Origin of the sequence: Streptomyces sp. 3214.6, from assembly GCF_900129855.1 — a bacterium.
Taxonomy (GTDB): Bacteria; Actinomycetota; Actinomycetes; order Streptomycetales; family Streptomycetaceae; genus Streptomyces; species Streptomyces soliscabiei.
In genome coordinates, this window is the sequence record NZ_LT670819.1 from 5,015,344 (window position 1) to 5,033,470 (window position 18,127).

The 18,127-nt window shown below is 68.1% G+C and carries 12 protein-coding genes; 3 read left to right on the plus strand and 9 right to left on the minus strand.

Annotated features, from left to right (window positions below; all coding sequences use genetic code 11):
• Positions 1-129: 129 nt before the first annotated feature.
• A complete protein-coding gene (murJ, locus tag B5557_RS22570) occupies positions 130-2,451 on the minus strand; it encodes a murein biosynthesis integral membrane protein MurJ (RefSeq protein ID WP_079661180.1) in 2,322 nt (773 codons plus the stop codon).
• A 44-nt stretch (positions 2,452-2,495) separates the two neighbouring features.
• Complete coding sequence (locus B5557_RS22575; protein WP_079661181.1) at positions 2,496-4,919, minus strand: DUF6049 family protein; 2,424 nt, start codon at positions 4,917-4,919, stop codon at positions 2,496-2,498.
• Positions 4,920-5,176: 257 nt separating this feature from the next.
• Here B5557_RS22575 and B5557_RS22580 point away from each other — a divergent pair, with 257 nt between their 5' ends.
• On the plus strand, positions 5,177-6,643 hold the full coding sequence (locus tag B5557_RS22580) for a CCA tRNA nucleotidyltransferase (protein ID WP_079661182.1): 1,467 nt from the start codon (positions 5,177-5,179) through the stop codon (positions 6,641-6,643).
• Positions 6,644-6,753: 110 nt separating this feature from the next.
• Here B5557_RS22580 and B5557_RS22585 read toward each other — a convergent pair whose 3' ends face one another.
• From B5557_RS22585 to B5557_RS22600, 4 genes are all read right to left on the minus strand, one after another.
• Positions 6,754-7,272 (minus strand): LppU/SCO3897 family protein, encoded by a 519-nt coding sequence (locus B5557_RS22585; RefSeq protein WP_079661183.1) that lies wholly within the window; start codon positions 7,270-7,272, stop codon positions 6,754-6,756.
• A gap of 128 nt (positions 7,273-7,400) precedes the next feature.
• On the minus strand, positions 7,401-8,663 hold the full coding sequence (locus B5557_RS22590) for an MFS transporter (RefSeq protein WP_079661184.1): 1,263 nt from the start codon (positions 8,661-8,663) through the stop codon (positions 7,401-7,403).
• A gap of 96 nt (positions 8,664-8,759) precedes the next feature.
• Positions 8,760-9,842 carry an inositol-3-phosphate synthase gene (locus tag B5557_RS22595; RefSeq protein WP_079661185.1) on the minus strand — a complete coding sequence of 361 codons (1,083 nt, stop codon included), beginning with the start codon at positions 9,840-9,842 and terminating at the stop codon, positions 8,760-8,762.
• Between the two features lie 44 nt (positions 9,843-9,886).
• Positions 9,887-10,570, minus strand: a complete 684-nt coding sequence (locus B5557_RS22600) for a PadR family transcriptional regulator (protein ID WP_079661186.1) — start codon at positions 10,568-10,570, stop codon at positions 9,887-9,889.
• A 352-nt stretch (positions 10,571-10,922) separates the two neighbouring features.
• Between B5557_RS22600 and B5557_RS22605 the strand changes: the two genes are divergently transcribed.
• Together B5557_RS22605 and B5557_RS22610 are read left to right on the plus strand one after the other, a co-directional pair.
• Positions 10,923-13,595 (plus strand): transglycosylase domain-containing protein, encoded by a 2,673-nt coding sequence (locus B5557_RS22605; RefSeq protein WP_079661187.1) that lies wholly within the window; start codon positions 10,923-10,925, stop codon positions 13,593-13,595.
• A gap of 130 nt (positions 13,596-13,725) precedes the next feature.
• The gene (locus B5557_RS22610; RefSeq protein WP_079661188.1) at positions 13,726-15,225 is read left to right on the plus strand and encodes a glycosyltransferase family 87 protein; all 1,500 of its coding nucleotides are present in this window, start codon (positions 13,726-13,728) and stop codon (positions 15,223-15,225) included.
• Between the two features lie 106 nt (positions 15,226-15,331).
• On the opposite strand, the gene B5557_RS22615 is transcribed toward B5557_RS22610, so the two are convergent.
• The 3 genes from B5557_RS22615 to B5557_RS22625 all read right to left on the minus strand — a co-directional run bounded on the left by B5557_RS22615 (position 15,332) and on the right by B5557_RS22625 (position 18,088).
• A complete protein-coding gene (locus B5557_RS22615) occupies positions 15,332-16,363 on the minus strand; it encodes an alanine racemase (protein ID WP_079661189.1) in 1,032 nt (343 codons plus the stop codon).
• 84 nt (positions 16,364-16,447) lie between these two features.
• Positions 16,448-17,569, minus strand: a complete 1,122-nt coding sequence (gene femX, locus B5557_RS22620; protein WP_079661190.1) for a peptidoglycan bridge formation glycyltransferase FemX — start codon at positions 17,567-17,569, stop codon at positions 16,448-16,450.
• A gap of 207 nt (positions 17,570-17,776) precedes the next feature.
• The gene (locus tag B5557_RS22625) at positions 17,777-18,088 is read right to left on the minus strand and encodes a hypothetical protein (RefSeq protein WP_079661191.1); all 312 of its coding nucleotides are present in this window, start codon (positions 18,086-18,088) and stop codon (positions 17,777-17,779) included.
• Between the last annotated feature and the right edge of the window lie 39 nt (positions 18,089-18,127).

Below are 18,127 nucleotides of genomic sequence, written 5' to 3' on the forward strand. Positions count from 1 at the left end.
TGCCTCCCCATCCAGTGCGCGCCGTCCGACCTCGTGCGCGCCGTCCGACGCCGAACCCAATTGTGCCCACAGTCCGCCGCTATGCACGACACGCGACGGCGGACGATGGTTGTGCGCCTGCCTCCCGACTCAGCGACCCAGTCGCCCGCGGACCATGCCGACGAGCGAGTTGAGCTCCTCGATGCGCATGCGGCGGGCGGCGACGAAGAAGACGCCGAGCAGCAGGGCTCCACCGGCCATCAGCGCGGCAAATGAACCGAGGACGCCCTGGCCCAGGCTGTGGCCGATGCCGTAGCAGGCGAGGCCGCTGACCACGGCGGCCGGTACGGAGGCGATGCACAGCCGGGCGTACGTGCGCAGCACGTGGGAGCCGTCGAGGTCGCCGCCGAGCCGCTTGCGCAGCCGGTTCCAGGCGACGCCGACGCCGATCGCGTACGCCAGGCCGTAGGAGGCCGCCATGCCGACCACGGCCCAACGGGCCGGAAGGACGAAGTAACAGACCGCCGAGGCGCTCGCGTTGACCGCGGCCACGATGACCGTGTTGTAGAAGGGCGTCCGGGTGTCCTCGTAGGCGTAGAAGGCGCGCAGGACGACGTACTGCACGGAGTAGGGGATCAGGCCGAGGCCGAAGGCCATCAGCATGAAGCCCATGTTCGTGGCCTCGCTGGTACCGGAGGAGCCGAAGATCAGGGTGCACATCGGGATGCCGAGCGCGAGGAACCCGAAGGCGATCGGCACGATCGCGACGGCGGTGGTGCGCAGACCCTGGGAGATGTCGTCGCGGACCGCGCCGGCGTCGCCTTCGGCCGCCGAGCGGGAGATGCGGGGCAGCAGGGCGGCCATCAGCGAGACGGTGATGATGGCCTGCGGCAGGCCCCAGATCAGCTGGGCGTTGGCGTAGGCGGCGAAGCCGGTGCCGTCGACCGGCGAGTCCTTGCCGGCCGACGTGGACAGCTGGGTGACGACAAGGGCGCCGGCCTGGTTGGCCAGGACGAACAGGACGGTCCACTTGGCGAGGGTCGCCGCCTTGCCGAGGCCGTGGCCCTTCCAGTCGAAGCGCAGCCGCAGCCGGAACCCGGTCTCGCGCAGGTAGGGGATCATCGCGAGGGCCTGCACGACCAGACCGAGCAGGACCCCGATGCCGAGGAGCCGCTCGCCCTCCGGCGGGATGGTCGTGACCTTCATGCCGGAGTCGGCGGCGGTGCCGTAGACCCAGATGAACATGCCGAGTGTCACGATGATGACGATGTTGTTCAGGACCGGCGTCCACATCATCGCGCCGAACTTGCCGCGCGCGTTGAGGATCTGGCCCATCACCACGTGGACGCCCATGAAGAAGATCGAGGGCAGGAAGTAGCGGACGAAGGTGATGCCGACCTCGTTGGCCGCCGGGTCGCTGGCGACCGAGTCGGACAGGAGGCGGATCAGCACGGGCGCCCCGGCGATCGCGGCGACCGTGAGCACGCCCAGCGCCACCATCACCAGCGTCAGCAGGCGGTTGGCGTACGCCTCGCCGCCGTCCTCGTCCTCCTTCATGGCCCGCACGAGCTGCGGTACGAAGACGGAGTTGAGGCCACCGCCGACGGTCAGGATGTAGATCATCGTCGGCAGCTGATAGGCGACCTGGAAGGTGTCGCCCAGCAGACCGACGCCGAGCGCCGAGACGATCAGCGCGGAGCGGACGAAGCCGGTGAGGCGGGAGACCATGGTGCCCGCCGCCATGACGGCGCTGGACTTCAGCAGGCCCGAGGCACGCCCGCCCTTCTTGGCGGCGGGGGCGGCAGCCGGCGCGGGGTCCGCGGCCGGAGTGGCGGTGAGGTTCATGGTCTGGTCGGTCACGGGCGAGGGGGCCGCGGCCTGGTATTGCGGTGCCTGGTACTGGGGAGCCTGGTTCTGCGGGGCCTGGTACTGCGGGGCGGCTACGTGACCGCCGGGAGCCTGGGCCGGGCCCGGCACCGCCGGGGGCTCCGTCGGGCTGCGGGAGCCGCTCTGCTGCTGGTCCCGGAACAGATGGGCGAACGCGTCCGGCTGGTGCTGCTCCTCGCCGGAGTGCGTCACCAGGTCGTCCACGCCCACGAACTGCGTCGTGCGCGGGTCGTCGCCGTACGGCAGGTGCTGAGTGGGACCCTCCGGCTCAGGAGCCGGTGTCTGCGCCCACACATGCGGGTCGGGGGCGTACGGGGACTGCGGCGGCCGGCCGTACAGCGGCTGCTGCGGCTGGTACGTACCCGGGGGCGGTGGGGGGTGCGCGGCGCGGTCGTAGAGCGCCTCGGCGACCGGGTCCTGCGCGGTGAGGTCCTGGGCCCGGTAGGGGTCCTGGTCGTAGGCGTCCTGGAGATACATGTCCGCGGGGTGCTGCGGCGGCACCTGGCCGTGCTCGGGCGGCGGGCCCCCGGGGTGGCCCGAGCCGCCCGCGGCCTGGCCGCGGTCACCGTCGTACGGCGCGTTCATGGTTACCCCACCTCATCGTCCCCGGCCCACCGGCCACGACATCCTCAACGGTCCACTCTCTCACCCGTGGCGGACGGGTCCGCGTTTTCCGCTGCGGTGTCCGGTGTCTCGTCACTCGGCTGCTCCGGGTCGCCTGCCCCGGCTCGGGCGTCGGACTCTTCCTTGTTGCGGTTCCCGGGATGCTCGGCGGTCTCCGGGCCGTCGGCGGGCTCTTCCGCCTCGTCGGCGCCGTCCTCCGCTTCCCCGGCGGACTCGCCGTTTTCGCCGGCACCCTCGGCCTCCCGGGCCGCGGCACGCTTGCGCTGGGTGTACATACGGAACCCGGCCAGCACGAGCAGCAGGACGCCGCCGCCGATGACCAGCATCACGGTGGCCGTGATCTCGGTGACCTTCACGTCGAAGGTGACCGGGTCGCCGTACTCCTGACCGTCCTCGGTGTACAGCTGGGCGATCACCGTCGTCTGGCCGTTGACGTTTGCGGACGTGGGGAACTTCACCGTCGTGGTGTGCCCGCCGGAGACCTCGATGGGCTGCTCCGCGTAGACGTCGCCGTCGATCTCCAGGCGGGTGTCGTTGGTCGAGGTGAGCCGCAGCACCAAATGGTCGACGCCCTGGACCAGGTTGTTCTGCACGGTCACGGGGATGGTGGCGCTGCGTCCGGAGAGCTTGGTCTCCGACTTGTCGATCAACTTGACCTGGCCGGTGAGACTGCCGAGATACTCCTGCACGTCCTGCCGGAACGTGCTGGTGGCTGTGGTCCGGCCGCGCCACGATGTGGACATCTCACGGTTTATGGCCCGCCCGAAGGGGGTCACCACCCGGGCCTCGTTGGTGAGGATCACCTTGAAGTTGTCGAGCTTGTCCTGCGTGTCCGCGATCTGCTCGAACGCCGACCGGGGCAGCTCCTGCTTGCGCAGCGAGGACGGGTACGCCGAACTCGACGGCACCTTTGTGGTGGCACTCGGGTCGGGCTTGGCCTTGGCCGTCGCCGCGAGCTGCTGGGGCTGCGACCAGGTGGCGCCCTGGAGCAGGGTGACAGCCTGCGCCAGCGACCGGGCCTGGCTCGCGGTCGGCATGCGCTGCGGGGCGACGACGATGCTGCGCTGCTTGCCGGTCTGCAGGTTCAGCTCCAGGCTCTGCGCGAGGAACTCCTGCACGGCGAGCGTGGACGCCGAGGCCCGCACCATATCGCCCTGGAACGCCGTCGACAGCCGCGCGTCCGCGACGACCGCCGTGGTGCCGCCGCCGATGGGCCGGGCCGCGGACGGGGTGTACGAGAGATCGCCGGTCTCCGCCAGGCTGTCGCTGCGCGCGATCACCTTGTCGGCGCCGGCGGAGGTGGCGACCTTGACGATCGACGGGTCGACGGCGCCGTCCACCGGCCAGGTGAAGTCGGTGCTCGGTGTCACATGGAGCACGGTCTCCACCGTGGTGGCGGCGACATCGGTGGCCGCCTTGAGCTGGCTGAGAGAGCCGGCGACGCCTGTGCCGTTGTGGGCGAGGGCGGCCAGGTCGGGATCGGCGAAGGGCAGCGCGACGACCTCCTTGCCGGTCACCGCGTCCTGCAGGTCGTCGAGCCACTGCTTGGCGATCGCCTGGTGGGTGCCCGCCGTGGTGGTGTCGCCGTCGCCACGGATCCGGTAGCTGCCGGTCATGGCGTCCACGGACGCCAGCAGGTCCGGGTCGATCACCCAGGTGACGTCGAGTTCCCTGCCCAGGCTCAGGAGCTGGTCGAGGCGGCCGCCGGGAGCGATCTCCGCGGCCAGGTCGTCGTTGAGGAAGACCGGCGTCTGCTGCGCGTTCGAACCGGTCTCCGCCGTCATGTGCACGGTGGACATCAGCGGCCACAGCACGGTCGTCCTGGTGCGGGTGTCCGCCTCGTCGGGCTGCCAGGGCAGGAAGGTCCGCTGGATCCCCAGCACCTTCTCCCAGGGCTGCGCGGACGTCTCGCCCGAGAGAGCGACACTGATCGGGTAGACGCCGTCGTCGCCGAGGTCGAGCTTGTCGACCGGGACGGCGATGCTGAAGTGCTGTGCCACGCCGGGCGTGAGCTTGGCGAACTTGGCGACGTAATTGCCGCCCACTTCGGAGCCGTCGTTGCCGGTGAGGGCGTCCGCCTGCGTGGCGACCCTGTCGATCGCCGAGCGGGTGGTGAGCGCGGAACCGACCTGCAGGCCCACATGGGCGTCGGTGACGGCCCGCTTGCCGTTGTTGGTGACCGTGCCGGAGACGGTCAGGGTGTCTCCGTCGGAGGGAGCGGCCGGGGTCAGTGAGTCGACGGATACGGCCACAGTGCCCGTGTCGGAGGCCTCCTTGGCGGAGGCCTGGCCGGCGGCCACCGCGGGGGCGGCGGGCAGCTGGAGGAGACCGGCCAGCAGAGGCGCCCCGGCGAGCAGTGCGCCGGTGCGCCGCAGCCACCGGCGGGCAGGTGAGGGACTCATCCCCGGGAAGTCTGCCGCCTCGGCCACGCGTTCGCCCGTCCCTCGTCGTCGTCAGTGGTCGTCGGATGTGCGTCCACGCATGGTAACGATGCGCGCTGAGGGGAAGTGCCGCGGTCTGCTCCACAAGATCGTGAAAGGCCGACGGGTCGTCCGCTATGTCTGTTTATGGAGAGAAGGGCAGGTGGAGGCGGTAAGGGACAGCATTGCACTCCTATCGGTGGAGATGTCCGTTCGCTTTGAATTGGGGCGTCCTCGGTTCGCCGGGCCACGTACCCTCTTCTGTTGTGCCGAACGCCAACGAAGACAATCTCAGCGTCCTGAGCCAGGTGCAGCACCGTGCGGTGAGTGAACTGCTACGGGTCGCCCCTGTCGCCGACGACCTCGCCCGCCGTTTCCAGGAGGCCGGGTTCTCTCTCGCCCTGGTCGGCGGCTCGGTCCGGGACGCGCTGCTCGGCCGGCTCGGCAACGACCTGGACTTCACCACCGACGCCCGGCCCGAGGACGTCCTGAAGATCGTGCGGCCGTGGGCGGACGCGGTGTGGGAGGTCGGGATCGCCTTCGGCACCGTCGGCGTCCAGAAGGACGCCCGTGTCGGAGACGTCGATCGAAGCTTTCAGATCGAGGTGACGACGTATCGCTCCGAGGCCTACGACCGCACCTCGCGCAAGCCCGAGGTGTCGTACGGCGACTCCATCGAGCAGGACCTCGTCCGGCGTGACTTCACCGTCAACGCCATGGCCGTGGCGCTTCCCGAGAAGGAGTTCATCGACCCGCACGGTGGCCTGGAGGACCTCGCGGGCCGGGTGCTGCGCACCCCGGGTACGCCCGAGGAGTCCTTCTCGGACGACCCGCTGCGCATGATGCGGGCGGCGCGCTTCGCCGCCCAGCTCGACTTCGAGGTCGCCCCCGAGGTCGTCACGGCGATGGGCGAGATGGCCGGCCGTATCGAGATCGTCTCGGCCGAGCGGGTCCGGGACGAGCTGAACAAGCTGATCCTGTCCGCGCGTCCGCGCAAGGGACTGTCGCTCCTGGTCGACACCGGCATCGCCGACCATGTGCTGCCGGAGCTGCCTGCGCTGCGGCTGGAGAGCGACGAGCACCATCGGCACAAGGACGTCTACGAGCACACACTGATCGTCCTGGAGCAGGCCATCGAGCTGGAGGAGAGCGGTCCCGACCTCACCCTGCGGCTCGCCGCGCTGCTGCACGACATCGGCAAGCCACGCACCCGTCGCTTCGAGAAGGACGGCCGGGTCTCGTTCCACCACCACGAGGTGGTCGGAGCGAAGATGACGAAGAAGCGAATGACGGCTCTGAAGTACTCCAACGAGCTGGTGAAGGACGTCTCCCGCCTGGTGGAGCTCCACCTGCGCTTCCACGGCTACGGCACGGGCGAGTGGACGGACTCCGCGGTGCGTCGTTATGTACGGGACGGCGGGCCCCTCCTCGAACGCCTCCACAAGCTGACCCGCTCGGACTGCACGACGCGGAACAAGCGCAAGGCGGTCGCGCTCTCACGGGCGTACGACGGGCTGGAGGAGCGCATCAGTCAGCTGAAGGAACAGGAGGAGCTGGACGCGATCCGTCCCGACCTCGACGGCAACCAGATCATGGAGATTCTGGGCATCGGCCCCGGACCCGCCATCGGCAAGGCGTACAAGCACCTGCTGGAACTGCGTCTGGAGCACGGCCCGATGGGGTACGACGCGGCGGTGGAGGCCCTCAAGGAGTGGTGGGCCCAGCAGGACTGAGACCGTGAAACCAGTCATGTTTCACGTGAAACATGACCCGGGCGGCACGGCAGGCGGACAGGCGAAGGGGCGGTGTTTCACGTGAAACACCGCCCCTTTCCGCAGCTGCCTTACTTCTTCGCGTAGTCCTTCAGGCAGAGCAGGAAGTTACTGCCGTCACCGCTCTCGGTGTACGAGTACTGGAAGTCCTTGGCCTTCTCCTGGCACTTGCTGTCGGCCGTGACCTCGGTGTAGGTGCCCTCGACCTTCGCCAGCACGATGTACTGCGCCTGCGAGGAGTCGCACTTGACGACCTCGAGGTCGGGGTTGTCGTCGTTGCTGCTGCCCCGGTGCATGCAGTCGCCGACCGCTGCCGTGTTGGCGTCGTCCTGGCTGGATATGTAGCCGCCGATGGCCACACCGGCGACAGCGAGAACGATGACGACGTTCTTGATCAGCTTGAAGCTGACCTTGCGGCGGGGCTGCTCCGGCGGAACCGCGCCGTAGGGGGCGGTGGGGTAGCCGGGCTGGCCGGGCTGCTGGGGGTAACCGCCCTGCGGCGGGTACGGGGCCTGGCCCTGGGGCTGGCCGTAGGGCTGCTGGCCCTGCTGCGCGAACGGGTTCTGGCCCTGGGGCGGCGGAGTCGACACTTGGGGGTCCCCCTAGAAAACGTGGACGTGTGGCGCGAAATCAGCATGCGAGGTAAGACGCACGTAAGTTACCGGGACCCACTGACAACCTTGTAACCGAGGGGGAGTCTGTGTCATTGATGTGACACTTACTGGCGTTCAAAGCGGGCCATAGCGCCAGCAATTGCTCCGTAGATAACGGCGACCGTGATTACCAGCGCTGCTGAACGGCCATCAGGCGGCAGCATCAGGGCGGCGACCCCGGCGGCCCCGACGAAGGCGACGTTGAACAGGACGTCGTAGAGAGAGAAGATTCGGCCGCGGAAGCCGTCCTGAACGGAGGACTGGACGATGGTGTCGGTGGCGATCTTCGCTCCCTGAGTGACCAGCCCCAGCACGAACGCCGCGATGAACGTGGTGACTTGGGTGAACGGCAGCATCAGGGCGAGCTCCAGGACCGCGGCGGCCGCCGAGCAGACGACGATCCAGCGCTGTGGGCCCAGTCGTCCCGCCGCCGGCGGGGTCACCACCGCGGCGACGAAGAAGCCGACACCGGAGATGCCCACTGCCAGCCCCAGGAGGGCCAGCCCCTTGTCCGGGTCGGACGACCACGCGTACCGGCACAGCATCAGCACCATGACGGTCAGGGCGCCGTAGCAGAACCGCATCAGGGTGATCGAGCCGAGTGCCCAGGCCGCCTCCCTGCGCTTCGGCTCGGTCAGGTGGCGTACGCCGGCCGAAAGGCCGCGGGCGGTGCCCCTGAGCGCGGTCGCCAGCCGGGGCTGGACCAGGTCACGGTCGGGCCCGAGCAGATCCGCGGTCATGGTCAGGGACGCCAGCGCAGAGCACAGGTACAGCACGCATCCCAGCAGCACCACCGCGGCGTCGGAGTCCGCGATGACCAGTCGGACGACGAAGGCGAGGCCGCCGCCCGCGATCGCGGCAAGCGTGCCGGCCGTCGGGGAGAGGGAGTTGGCCAGCACCAGGCGCTCGCCGTCGACCACGCGCGGCAGAGCCGCCGACAGACCGGCGAGGACGAAGCGGTTGACCGCCGTGACGCACAGCGCGGAGGCGTAGAAGAGCCAGTCCGGCACGTGGGTGATCATCAGGACGGCCGTAGCGGACGCCAGCAGGGCGCGTAGCAGGTTGCCGTAGAGGAAGACCTGTCGGCGGCGCCAGCGGTCCAGCAGGACACCGGCGAAGGGGCCGACCAGCGAGTACGGCAGGAGCAGGACCGCCATGGCGGAGGCGATCGCGGTGGCCGAGGTCTGTTTCTCCGGGGAGAAGACGACGTAGGTGGCGAGCGCGACCTGATAGACGCCGTCCGCGCACTGGGACAGCAATCGCACGGCGAGCAGACGCCGGAAGTTTCCCAGGCGCAGCAGGACGCGCAGATCACGGACGACGGCCATGGGGCACAGCCTCACACACGGGGAGGGGCCCCGGGTCGTGCGACCCGGGGCCCCTTCTCAGCCCTGGCAGGAGCGAATTTTCCGGTCCGGGTCGAGCTAGCGCTCGACCTCGCCGCGGATGAACTTCTCGACGTTGTCGTAGGCCTCGTCGTCGAAGTACTGGACCGGCGGGGACTTCATGAAGTAGCTCGAAGCCGACAGGATCGGGCCGCCGATGCCGCGGTCCTTGGCGATCTTCGCGGCGCGCAGGGCGTCGATGATGACGCCGGCCGAGTTCGGGGAGTCCCAGACCTCGAGCTTGTACTCCAGGTTCAGCGGGACATCGCCGAAGGCGCGGCCCTCGAGGCGGACGTACGCCCACTTGCGGTCGTCCAGCCAGGCCACGTAGTCCGACGGGCCGATGTGGACGTTCTTCGCGCCCATGTCGCGGTCGGGGATCTGCGAGGTGACGGCCTGCGTCTTCGAGATCTTCTTGGACTCGAGGCGGTCGCGCTCCAGCATGTTCTTGAAGTCCATGTTGCCGCCGACGTTGAGCTGCATGGTGCGCTCGAGACGGACACCGCGGTCCTCGAACAGCTTCGCCATCACACGGTGCGTGATGGTGGCGCCGACCTGCGACTTGATGTCGTCGCCGACGATCGGGACGCCCGCCTCGGTGAACTTGTCCGCCCACTCCTTGGTGCCGGCGATGAAGACCGGAAGGGCGTTGACGAACGCGACCTTGGCGTCGATGGCGGCCTGGGCGTAGAACTTCGCCGCGTCCTCCGAGCCGACGGGCAGGTAGCAGACGAGGACGTCGACCTGCTTGTCCTTGAGGACCTTCACCACGTCGACCGGGGTCTCCGCGGACTCCTCGATGGTCTCGCGGTAGTACTTGCCGAGACCGTCGAGGGTGTGACCGCGCTGGACCGTGACGCCCTTGTTCGGGACGTCGCAGATCTTGATGGTGTTGTTCTCGCTGGCACCGATGGCGTCCGAGAGGTCGAGGCCGACCTTCTTCGCGTCGACGTCGAAGGCGGCGACGAACTCGACGTCACCGACGTGGTAGTCCCCGAACTGCACGTGCATCAGGCCCGGGACCTTGGACGCCGGATCGGCGTCCTTGTAGTACTCGACGCCCTGCACCAGCGACGCCGCGCAGTTGCCCACGCCGACGATGGCTACGCGAACCGAACCCATTCCGGTTGCTCCCTGTGTGTACGAGTGAGGCCCTGAGTGGGCGCTCACGTGGCGGTTTCGTCGGGCGTATCCGCCTCGGGGGTGTCCCCGGGACGGGGCAGGCCGCCCGACGATCCAGATGTGGTGTTCTGCTGAGCGGACTCCCCGGAGGCGGAACCCTTCAGGTCCCGTCCGGCCCGCTCGCTCTCGATGAGCTCGTTCAGCCAGCGCACTTCGCGCTCCACGGACTCCATCCCGTGGCGCTGGAGCTCGAGCGTGTAGTCGTCGAGGCGCTCTCGCGTGCGTGCCAGGGAGGCGCGCATCTTCTCCAGGCGCTCCTCCAGCCGGCTGCGCCGGCCTTCCAGTACGCGCATGCGAACATCGCGCGACGTCTGCCCGAAGAAGGCGAAACGGGCGGCGAAGTGTTCGTCCTCGTACGCGTCGGGGCCCGTCTGCGAGAGCAGGTCCTCGAAGTGCTCCTTACCCTCCGCCGTCAATCTGTAGACGATCTTGGCGCGACGCCCTGCGAGTGGAGCGGCGAGGGCGTCCTCAGAGGTGTTTCCCGGCTCTTCGATCAACCAGCCGTTGGCGACCAGCGTCTTGAGGCAGGGATAGAGCGTGCCGTAGCTGAACGCACGGAACACGCCCAGTGACGTATTGAGTCGTTTACGCAGCTCATAGCCGTGCATCGGGGACTCGCGAAGAAGGCCCAGGACGGCGAACTCGAGGATCCCGGCACGCCGGCTCATGTTCGCTCCTCTCGTCCTTATGTCGCTCCGATGTATCGACTCGATACATCACGACGATAGAACGGCCTTCCGGATGCGACAAGAGGGGGGATGGTGAACGGGATCACATCACTGATTCGTTGCAGGTGACTTGCCCGATTTGGGGTGAACTTCGGGCCTAGGCAGGTTTTGACGGTGCGTAGTCTGTGCGCCATGCACACCACCGGGACCCATGAGACGCCGGGGGGCGTCGAGGTCCTCGGTGCAGTACGGGTGAATGCGCGACCGACCGCATCCGTACATCGGGGGGACAGGAAACCAGCCGCCCTTTCCAGGCGCGCACGGATGCGCCTGCCCGAGGAGTAATCGTTCGATGAGCGAGCACCGTCGCAAACCGCCGCAGCCGCAGGGAGGCGGACGTGCCGCGGCCCGACGCGGCCAGTCCGGTCCGTCCTCCGGCCGCCGCGCGGCACCGCGAGGCGCCACCGGATCTCCTTCCGACTACGGGTTGGGTGCCGGGGTCGCAGGCGAGGAACTGCCGAACGGCAGCCGCACCGAAGCCCGGCGCGCGTCCGAGAGAAACTCGGGCGGGCGGCGCAGAGCGGCCGAACCCGCAGGGGGCCGCCGTGGCGCCCCGACCGGCCCCGGACGGGGTAGAGGGCGCACGGCCTCCGACCGTAAACGCCTGATCGACTACCCGCGCGCCGACAAGTACGGCTGGCAGCGCTGGATGCCGTCCTGGAAGCTTGTCACGGGCCTGTTCGTCGGCTTCGTCGGCAGCCTGGTGGCGGTGGCGGGCATCGGATACGCCATGGTGGGCATCCCGGACATCGCCAAGACGGCGACTGCGCAGAACAACGTCTACTACTGGAAGGACGGCAGCCAGATGGTTGCCACCGGTGGTGAGACGAACCGTCAGAACATCGGCCTCTCGCAGATCCCGGAGGAGATGCGCTGGGCGGTGATCTCGCAGGAGAACAAGACCTTCTACGACGACAGCGGCATCGACCCCAAGGGCATCGCCCGCGCCGTGTTCAACATGGCCCGGGGCGGACAGACGCAGGGTGGGTCGACGATCACCCAGCAGTACGTCAAGAACGCCATGTTGAACGACCAGTCGCAGACGATCTCCCGGAAGTTCAAGGAGATCTTCGTGTCCATCAAGGTGGGCGCGGAGGTCGACAAGGACGAGATCATGGCCGGCTATCTGAACTCCGCGTACTACGGGCGCAACGCCTACGGAATCCAGGCCGCCGCCCGCGCCTACTTCAACAAGGACGCGATCAAGCTCAACCCGGGCGAGTGCGCCTTCCTGGCCGCCATGCTGAAGGGCGCCACGTACTACGACCCCGCCGGCGCGACCTCCGTCGACCCGACCGGCGCCACGCCCGCGGCCAACAGCAAGCGGGCGCTGCGCCAGATGCAGGACACCCTGAACAAGATGGTCGAGTACGGCCACCTCAACGCCTCGAAGCGGGCCCAGTACACGACGCTGCCCAAGTGGCAGAACCCCCGGTCCAACACCGACCTCAAGGGGCAGATCGGCTACCTCGTCGACCTCGCCAACGGCTACCTGGTCACCCACAGCAAGGAGACCGGGATCACCCAGGACCTCCTGCAGCAGGGTGGCTACTCGATCTACACGACCTTCGACAAGAACAAGGTCAAGGAGCTCGAGGAGTCGGTCACCAAGGTCCAGAAGGCCAACATCAAGCCGGAGAAACGGCCGGAGGACACACACGTCCAGTTCGGCGGGGCGTCCGTCGAACCGGACACCGGTGCCATCCGGGCCATCTACGGCGGCGAGGACGCCACCAAGCACTTCACCGACAACGCCGACCAGACCGGTGCCCAGGTCGGTTCGACGTTCAAGCCGTTCGTGCTGGCGGCCGCGATGACCTGGGGCGTGCGCGACCCGGACCTGGGGTCCTCGCAGGCGCAGGACGAACGCACCATCGTCTCGCCCAAGAGCCTGTTCAGCGGGAAGAACAAGCTCAAGATCGAGAACTATGACCGCACGGTCTGGAAGAACGAGAAGGGCGAGGAGTGGCTGCAGACCAATGACGGCAACGTCTCCGTCGGCAATCCGCCCGACTACAAGATCGACCTGCGGGAGGCGATGCGCGAGTCGGTGAACTCCGCCTTCGTGCAGCTCGGCATGGATGTCGGTCTGGACAAGGTGAAGGAAGCCGCCATCAGCGCGGGCCTGAAGGACTCCAGCCTCACCAACAGCGGCTTCCCGTCGTTCTCGATCGGCATCTCCGACCCGAGCGCGATCCGGATGGCAGGGGCGTACGCCACCTTCGCCTCCAGCGGTAAGCAGCGTGATCCGTACTCGGTGGAGAAGGTCACGAGCGAGAAGGGCCAGATCTTCACGCACGAGAACCAGACGAAGCAGGCCTTCACCTCGAAGGTCGCCGACAACGTCACCGACGTCCTGAAGACCGTGGTCGAGGACGGCACCGGTACCAACGCCCAGCTGCCCGGCCGTCAGGTCGCGGGCAAGACCGGTACCACCGACGGCAACAAGTCGGCCTGGTTCGTGGGCTACACCCCGCAGCTGTCGACCGCGGTGACCATGTTCCGCTATGACGACGACGAGTCGAACAAGAACCGTACGTTCTTGGAGATGTTCGGCACGGGTGGCCAGAAGAAGATCCACGGTGCGTCGTTCCCGGCGCAGATCTGGCACGACTACATGGCCGAGGCGCTGAAGGGCACGGAGCCGAAGGACTTCCCCGAGCCCGAGCCGATCGGCGAGGTCGTCAACGCGGAGCCGTCCCCCACTCCGACTCCTTCGGCCACCGAGACCGAGGAGGAGAAGCCGTCGCCTTCCCCGTCTCCCAGTGCGACGGAGGTCAAGCCGTCGCCCTCGGCGACCGAGACGTGCGCCGGCTTCTTCTGCGACGGCAACAACGGTGGAACGACCAACGGAAACGATAACGGCGGAACGGGGGACGTCACCCCGACGCCGACGATCACGGAGACGAACGGCAACAGTAGAGGCAACGGCAACGGCGGCATCTTCGGAGGTTCAAACGGCTAGCCGCGCTGTGCCCAGCTTGGGTGTTTCACGTGAAACATGTGCATGTTTCACGTGAAACGAGGGCCGCTCCACCGGACCAGGTGGGGCGGCCCTCGGTGTTTTCCTAGGTCGGTACGGCAGGATGTCGCCCATGCCCAGTGCAGAATCGACGCCGACGCCCGTGCACGAGCCGGATCCGGTGAGGCCGACCAGTGACGACCCGGTGGCCGCGGCCGGCAGTGAGCTGATCGGCGGTCCGCTCGGCCGCCGGGCCCTGCTGGGGACGTCCTGGTGGACTCCCGTGCGGATCGTCGCGCTCGTGGCGATCGGGATGTTCGCCCTAGGACTGATCCAGAAGGCGCCGTGCTACGACGGAGGCTGGTTCTTCGGTGCCACCTCCCAGTACACCCACGCCTGTTACTCGGACATCCCTCACCTCTACCAGGGACGTGGCTTCGCCGACGGGCTCGTGCCGTACTTCGACAAGCTCCCCGGCGACATGGACTACCTCGAGTACCCGGTGCTGACCGGTGTGTTCATGGAGGTGGCCGCCTGGCTCACGCCCGGCAGCGGCAGCATCCAACACCAGGAACAGTGGTACTGGATGGTCAACGCCGGGATGTTGATGGCGTGCGCGGCCGTCATCGCCGTCTGCGTGGCCCGGACGCAGGCGCGGCGTCCCTGGGACGGCCTGCTCGTCGCCCTGGCACCCGCTTTCGCGCTGACCGCGACCATCAACTGGGATCTGCTGGCGGTCGCTCTTACGGCCGCCGCGATGCTCATGTGGTCGCGGGGCCGGTCCCTGGCCTTCGGCGTCTTGCTGGGGCTCGCCACGGCCGCCAAGCTCTATCCCGTCTTCCTGCTCGGCCCCCTGTTCGTACTGTGCTGGCGCGCGGGGAAATGGCGGGACTTCGGCAAGGCCTTCGGCGGTGCGGCCGTCGCCTGGCTGGTGGTGAACCTGCCGGTGATGCTCTTCGCCTTCGAAGGGTGGTCGAAGTTCTACCGGTTCAGTCAGGAGCGGGGCGTCGACTTCGGGTCCTTCTGGCTGATCCTGGCCCAGAACTCCAGCGATCCCCTCACCACGGACAGCGTCAACACCCTCGCCACGTTGCTCGTCGCGCTCTGCGCCGTCGGTATCGCGGTGCTGACCCTGACCGCGCCCCGTCGACCCCGCTTCGCCCAGCTGGCGTTCCTGATCGTGGCGGCCTTCATCCTCACCAACAAGGTCTACTCACCGCAGTACGTCCTGTGGTTGGTGCCGCTGGCGGTGCTGGCCCGGCCGAAGTGGCGGGACTTCCTGATCTGGCAGGCCTGCGAGGTCGCCTACTTCCTGGGCATCTGGATGTACCTCGCGTACACGATGAGCGGAGACGCCCACAAGGGCCTGCCGACCGACGGCTACCACTGGGCCATCGGCGTGCACCTGCTGGGGACGCTCTACCTGTGCGGGGTGGTCGTGCGCGACATCCTGATGCCGGAGCGGGACGTGGTGCGACAGGCCGGAGACGACGATCCCTCGGGCGGCGTGCTCGACGGGGCGGAGGACGTCTTCGTCCTCGGCGCTGCGGCCCACCCCCCGCGGCATGCCTCCCACTTCGACGGACCGCAGGTGGAATGGGGCAGGCAGGACGCCACCGAGGATTCGCCCTGAGCGAACACCGGGCTGCGGGGAGCCATGCGACACAAGGAAGGGCCGTGCACGGAGTCTCCGTGCACGGCCCTTCCTCTTGCTGCGTCCGTTCAGCGGCCCCCGACGGTCAGCGGTCCACCAGCCGGTCGAACTGCGTGGTGGTGTGCCGCAGATGGGCCACCAGCTCGTCGCCGACGTGCGGTTCCGGGGCGTCCGAGGGTACGAACAGGATCGACACCTGCATGTGCGGTGGCTCGGCGAACCAGCGCTGTTTGCCGCCCCAGACGAACGGCGAGAGGTTCCGGTTCACCGTGGCAAGGCCGGCGCGGGCGACACCCTTGGCGCGCGGCATGACGCCGTGCAAAGCCTTCGGGGCCTCCAGACCCACCCCGTGCGACGTTCCGCCCGCCACGACCACCAGGAAACCGTCCGAGGCCGCCTTCTGCTGCCGGTAGCCGAAGCGGTCGCCCTTGGCAACGCGCGTGACGTCCAGGACGGCCCCGCGGTACTCGGTGGCGTCGTGGTCCCCCAGCCACAGCCGCGTGCCGATCCGGGCGCGGAAGCGGGTCTGCGGGAACTGCTGCTGCAACCGGGCGAGTTCGTCCGCCTTGAGGTGGCTGACGAACATCGTGTGCAGCGGCAGCCGGGCCGCGCGAAGGCGGTCCATCCAGCCGATGACCTCCTCGACGGCGTCGGAGCCGTCGGTACGGTCCAGCGGCAGGTGGATGGCGAAGCCCTCCAGCCGGACATTCTCGATCGCGGAGTGCAGCTGTGCCAGGTCCTGCTCGCTGATGCCGTGCCGTTTCATGGACGACATCACCTCGATGACCACGCGGGCCCCCACGAGGCCGTACACGCCGTCCACCGACGACACCGAGCGCACCACGCGGTCCGGCAGCGGGACGGGCTCCTCGCCGCGCCGGTAGGGCGTCAGCACCAGCAGATCGCCGCCGAAGAAGTCCTTGATGCGCGCGGCCTCGTAGGTCGTGCCGACGGCGAGGATGTCCGAGCCCAGCCGGGTGGCCTCCTCCGCCAGCCGCTCGTGCCCGAAGCCGTAGCCGTTGCCCTTGCAGACCGGGACGAGTGCCGGGAACTGCTCCTGCACGTGCTTGTGGTGCGCCCGCCAGCGCGCGGTGTCGACGTAGAGCGTGAGCGCCATGGCCGGACCTGGGACCTTTCTCGTGGCTGCGGTGTGGGGAAGTGCGTCAGGGGTTCAGAGTTATGGAAGCACTGAAACACGACGTCAGCGGCGCGACATGTAGATGTCGAGCGCCTTGTGGAGCAGCTTGTTGAGCGGGAAGTCCCACTCGCCGAGGTACTCCGCGGCCTGTCCGCCCGTGCCGACCTTGAACTGGATCAGGCCGAACAGGTGGTCGGTCTCGTCCAGAGAGTCGGAGATGCCGCGCAGGTCGTAAACGGTGGCGCCGAGCGCGTAGGCGTCGCGCAGCATCCGCCACTGCATGGCGTTCGACGGGCGGAACTCACGGCCGATGTTGTCCGAGGCGCCATAGGAGTACCAGACGTGTCCGCCGACGATCAGCATCGTCGCCGCCGAAAGGTTCACGCCGTTGTGGCGGGCGAAGTACAGCCGCATGCGGTTGGGGTCCTCGGTGTTGAGGGCCGACCACATGCGCTGGAAGTACGACAGCGGGCGTGGCCGGAAGTGGTCACGCACGGCCGTGATCTCGTACAGCCGCTGCCACTCCTCAAGGTCGTGGTAGCCGCCCTGGACGACCTCGACACCGGCCTTCTCGGCCTTCTTGATGTTGCGGCGCCACAACTGGTTGAAGTTCTTGTGGACCTCTTCGAGCGAGCGGTTCGCCAGCGGCACCTGGTAGACGTAACGCGGCTGGACGTCGCCGAAGCCGGCGCCGCCGTCCTCGCCCTGCTGCCAACCCATACGGCGCAGCTTGTCCGCCACCTCGAAGGCGCGCGGCTCGATGAAATCGGCCTCGATGTCACGCAGCCGCTTCACGTCCGGGTTCTGGATGCCCGCCTTGATGGAGGTCGCCTCCCAGCGCCGGATGATCACCGGCGGGCCCATCTTCACTGAGAAGGCACCCTGCTGCTTGAGGTGCGCGAGCATCGGTTCCAGCCACTCGGTCAGATTCGGCGCATACCAGTTGATGACCGGACCCTCGGGCAGATAGGCCAGATAGCGCTTGATCTTGGGCAGCTGACGGTAGAGGACGAGACCCACGCCGACCAGTTCACCGGTCCGCTCGTCGAACCAGCCGAGGCTCTCCGACCGCCACTCGGCCTTGACATCTGCCCAGGCCGGAACCTGCATGTGGCTCGCCGAGGGCAGGCTCTGGATGTATGCCAGATGCTGCTCGCGGCTGATCGTCCTCAGGGTCAGGCTCATTCGGGGCGCTCCTCGGGCTGGTGTGTCCCCATGGGTACAGGGGCTCCGGCTCTCGCGCCGAAGCCTACTGCGCCTTGCGAGCGCCCCGACTGGGCGTACGGCACCTTCGCCCCGGCCCGTGCGCGGCCGGGGCGTTCCGTCAGGGTTCGTAGGTGTTCTACGTGTCTCTCGGTGCGGACGGTGTCCCCGATGCCGGAACCGGCCGGGTCACCAGACCCCGCCGAAGAGACCCCCGTGGGCCATTCCGATGAAGAAGCCGACGCCCGCGGCACCGAGACCCAGGATCAGACCGAAGCGCTCACGGGTGGTCTCGGAGATCCACTGTCCGTACGCACCGGTGAGGATCGCCACCAGGCCGGCCCAGGAGCTGAGCAGATGCAGGCTGTGGAAGAACGACGTGATGAAGGCCGTCACACCGAGCACCAGCGTCACCGCGAGCAGGGTGTCCTGGAGCGGATGGGGTTTGCCGTCGGTGGCGAAGAGAGATCCGGCGGTATTGGGTCGCAATGCCTGTGCCATGTGGCACCTCCTGCGGAAGGCGGCGCATCGTAGCGCCAT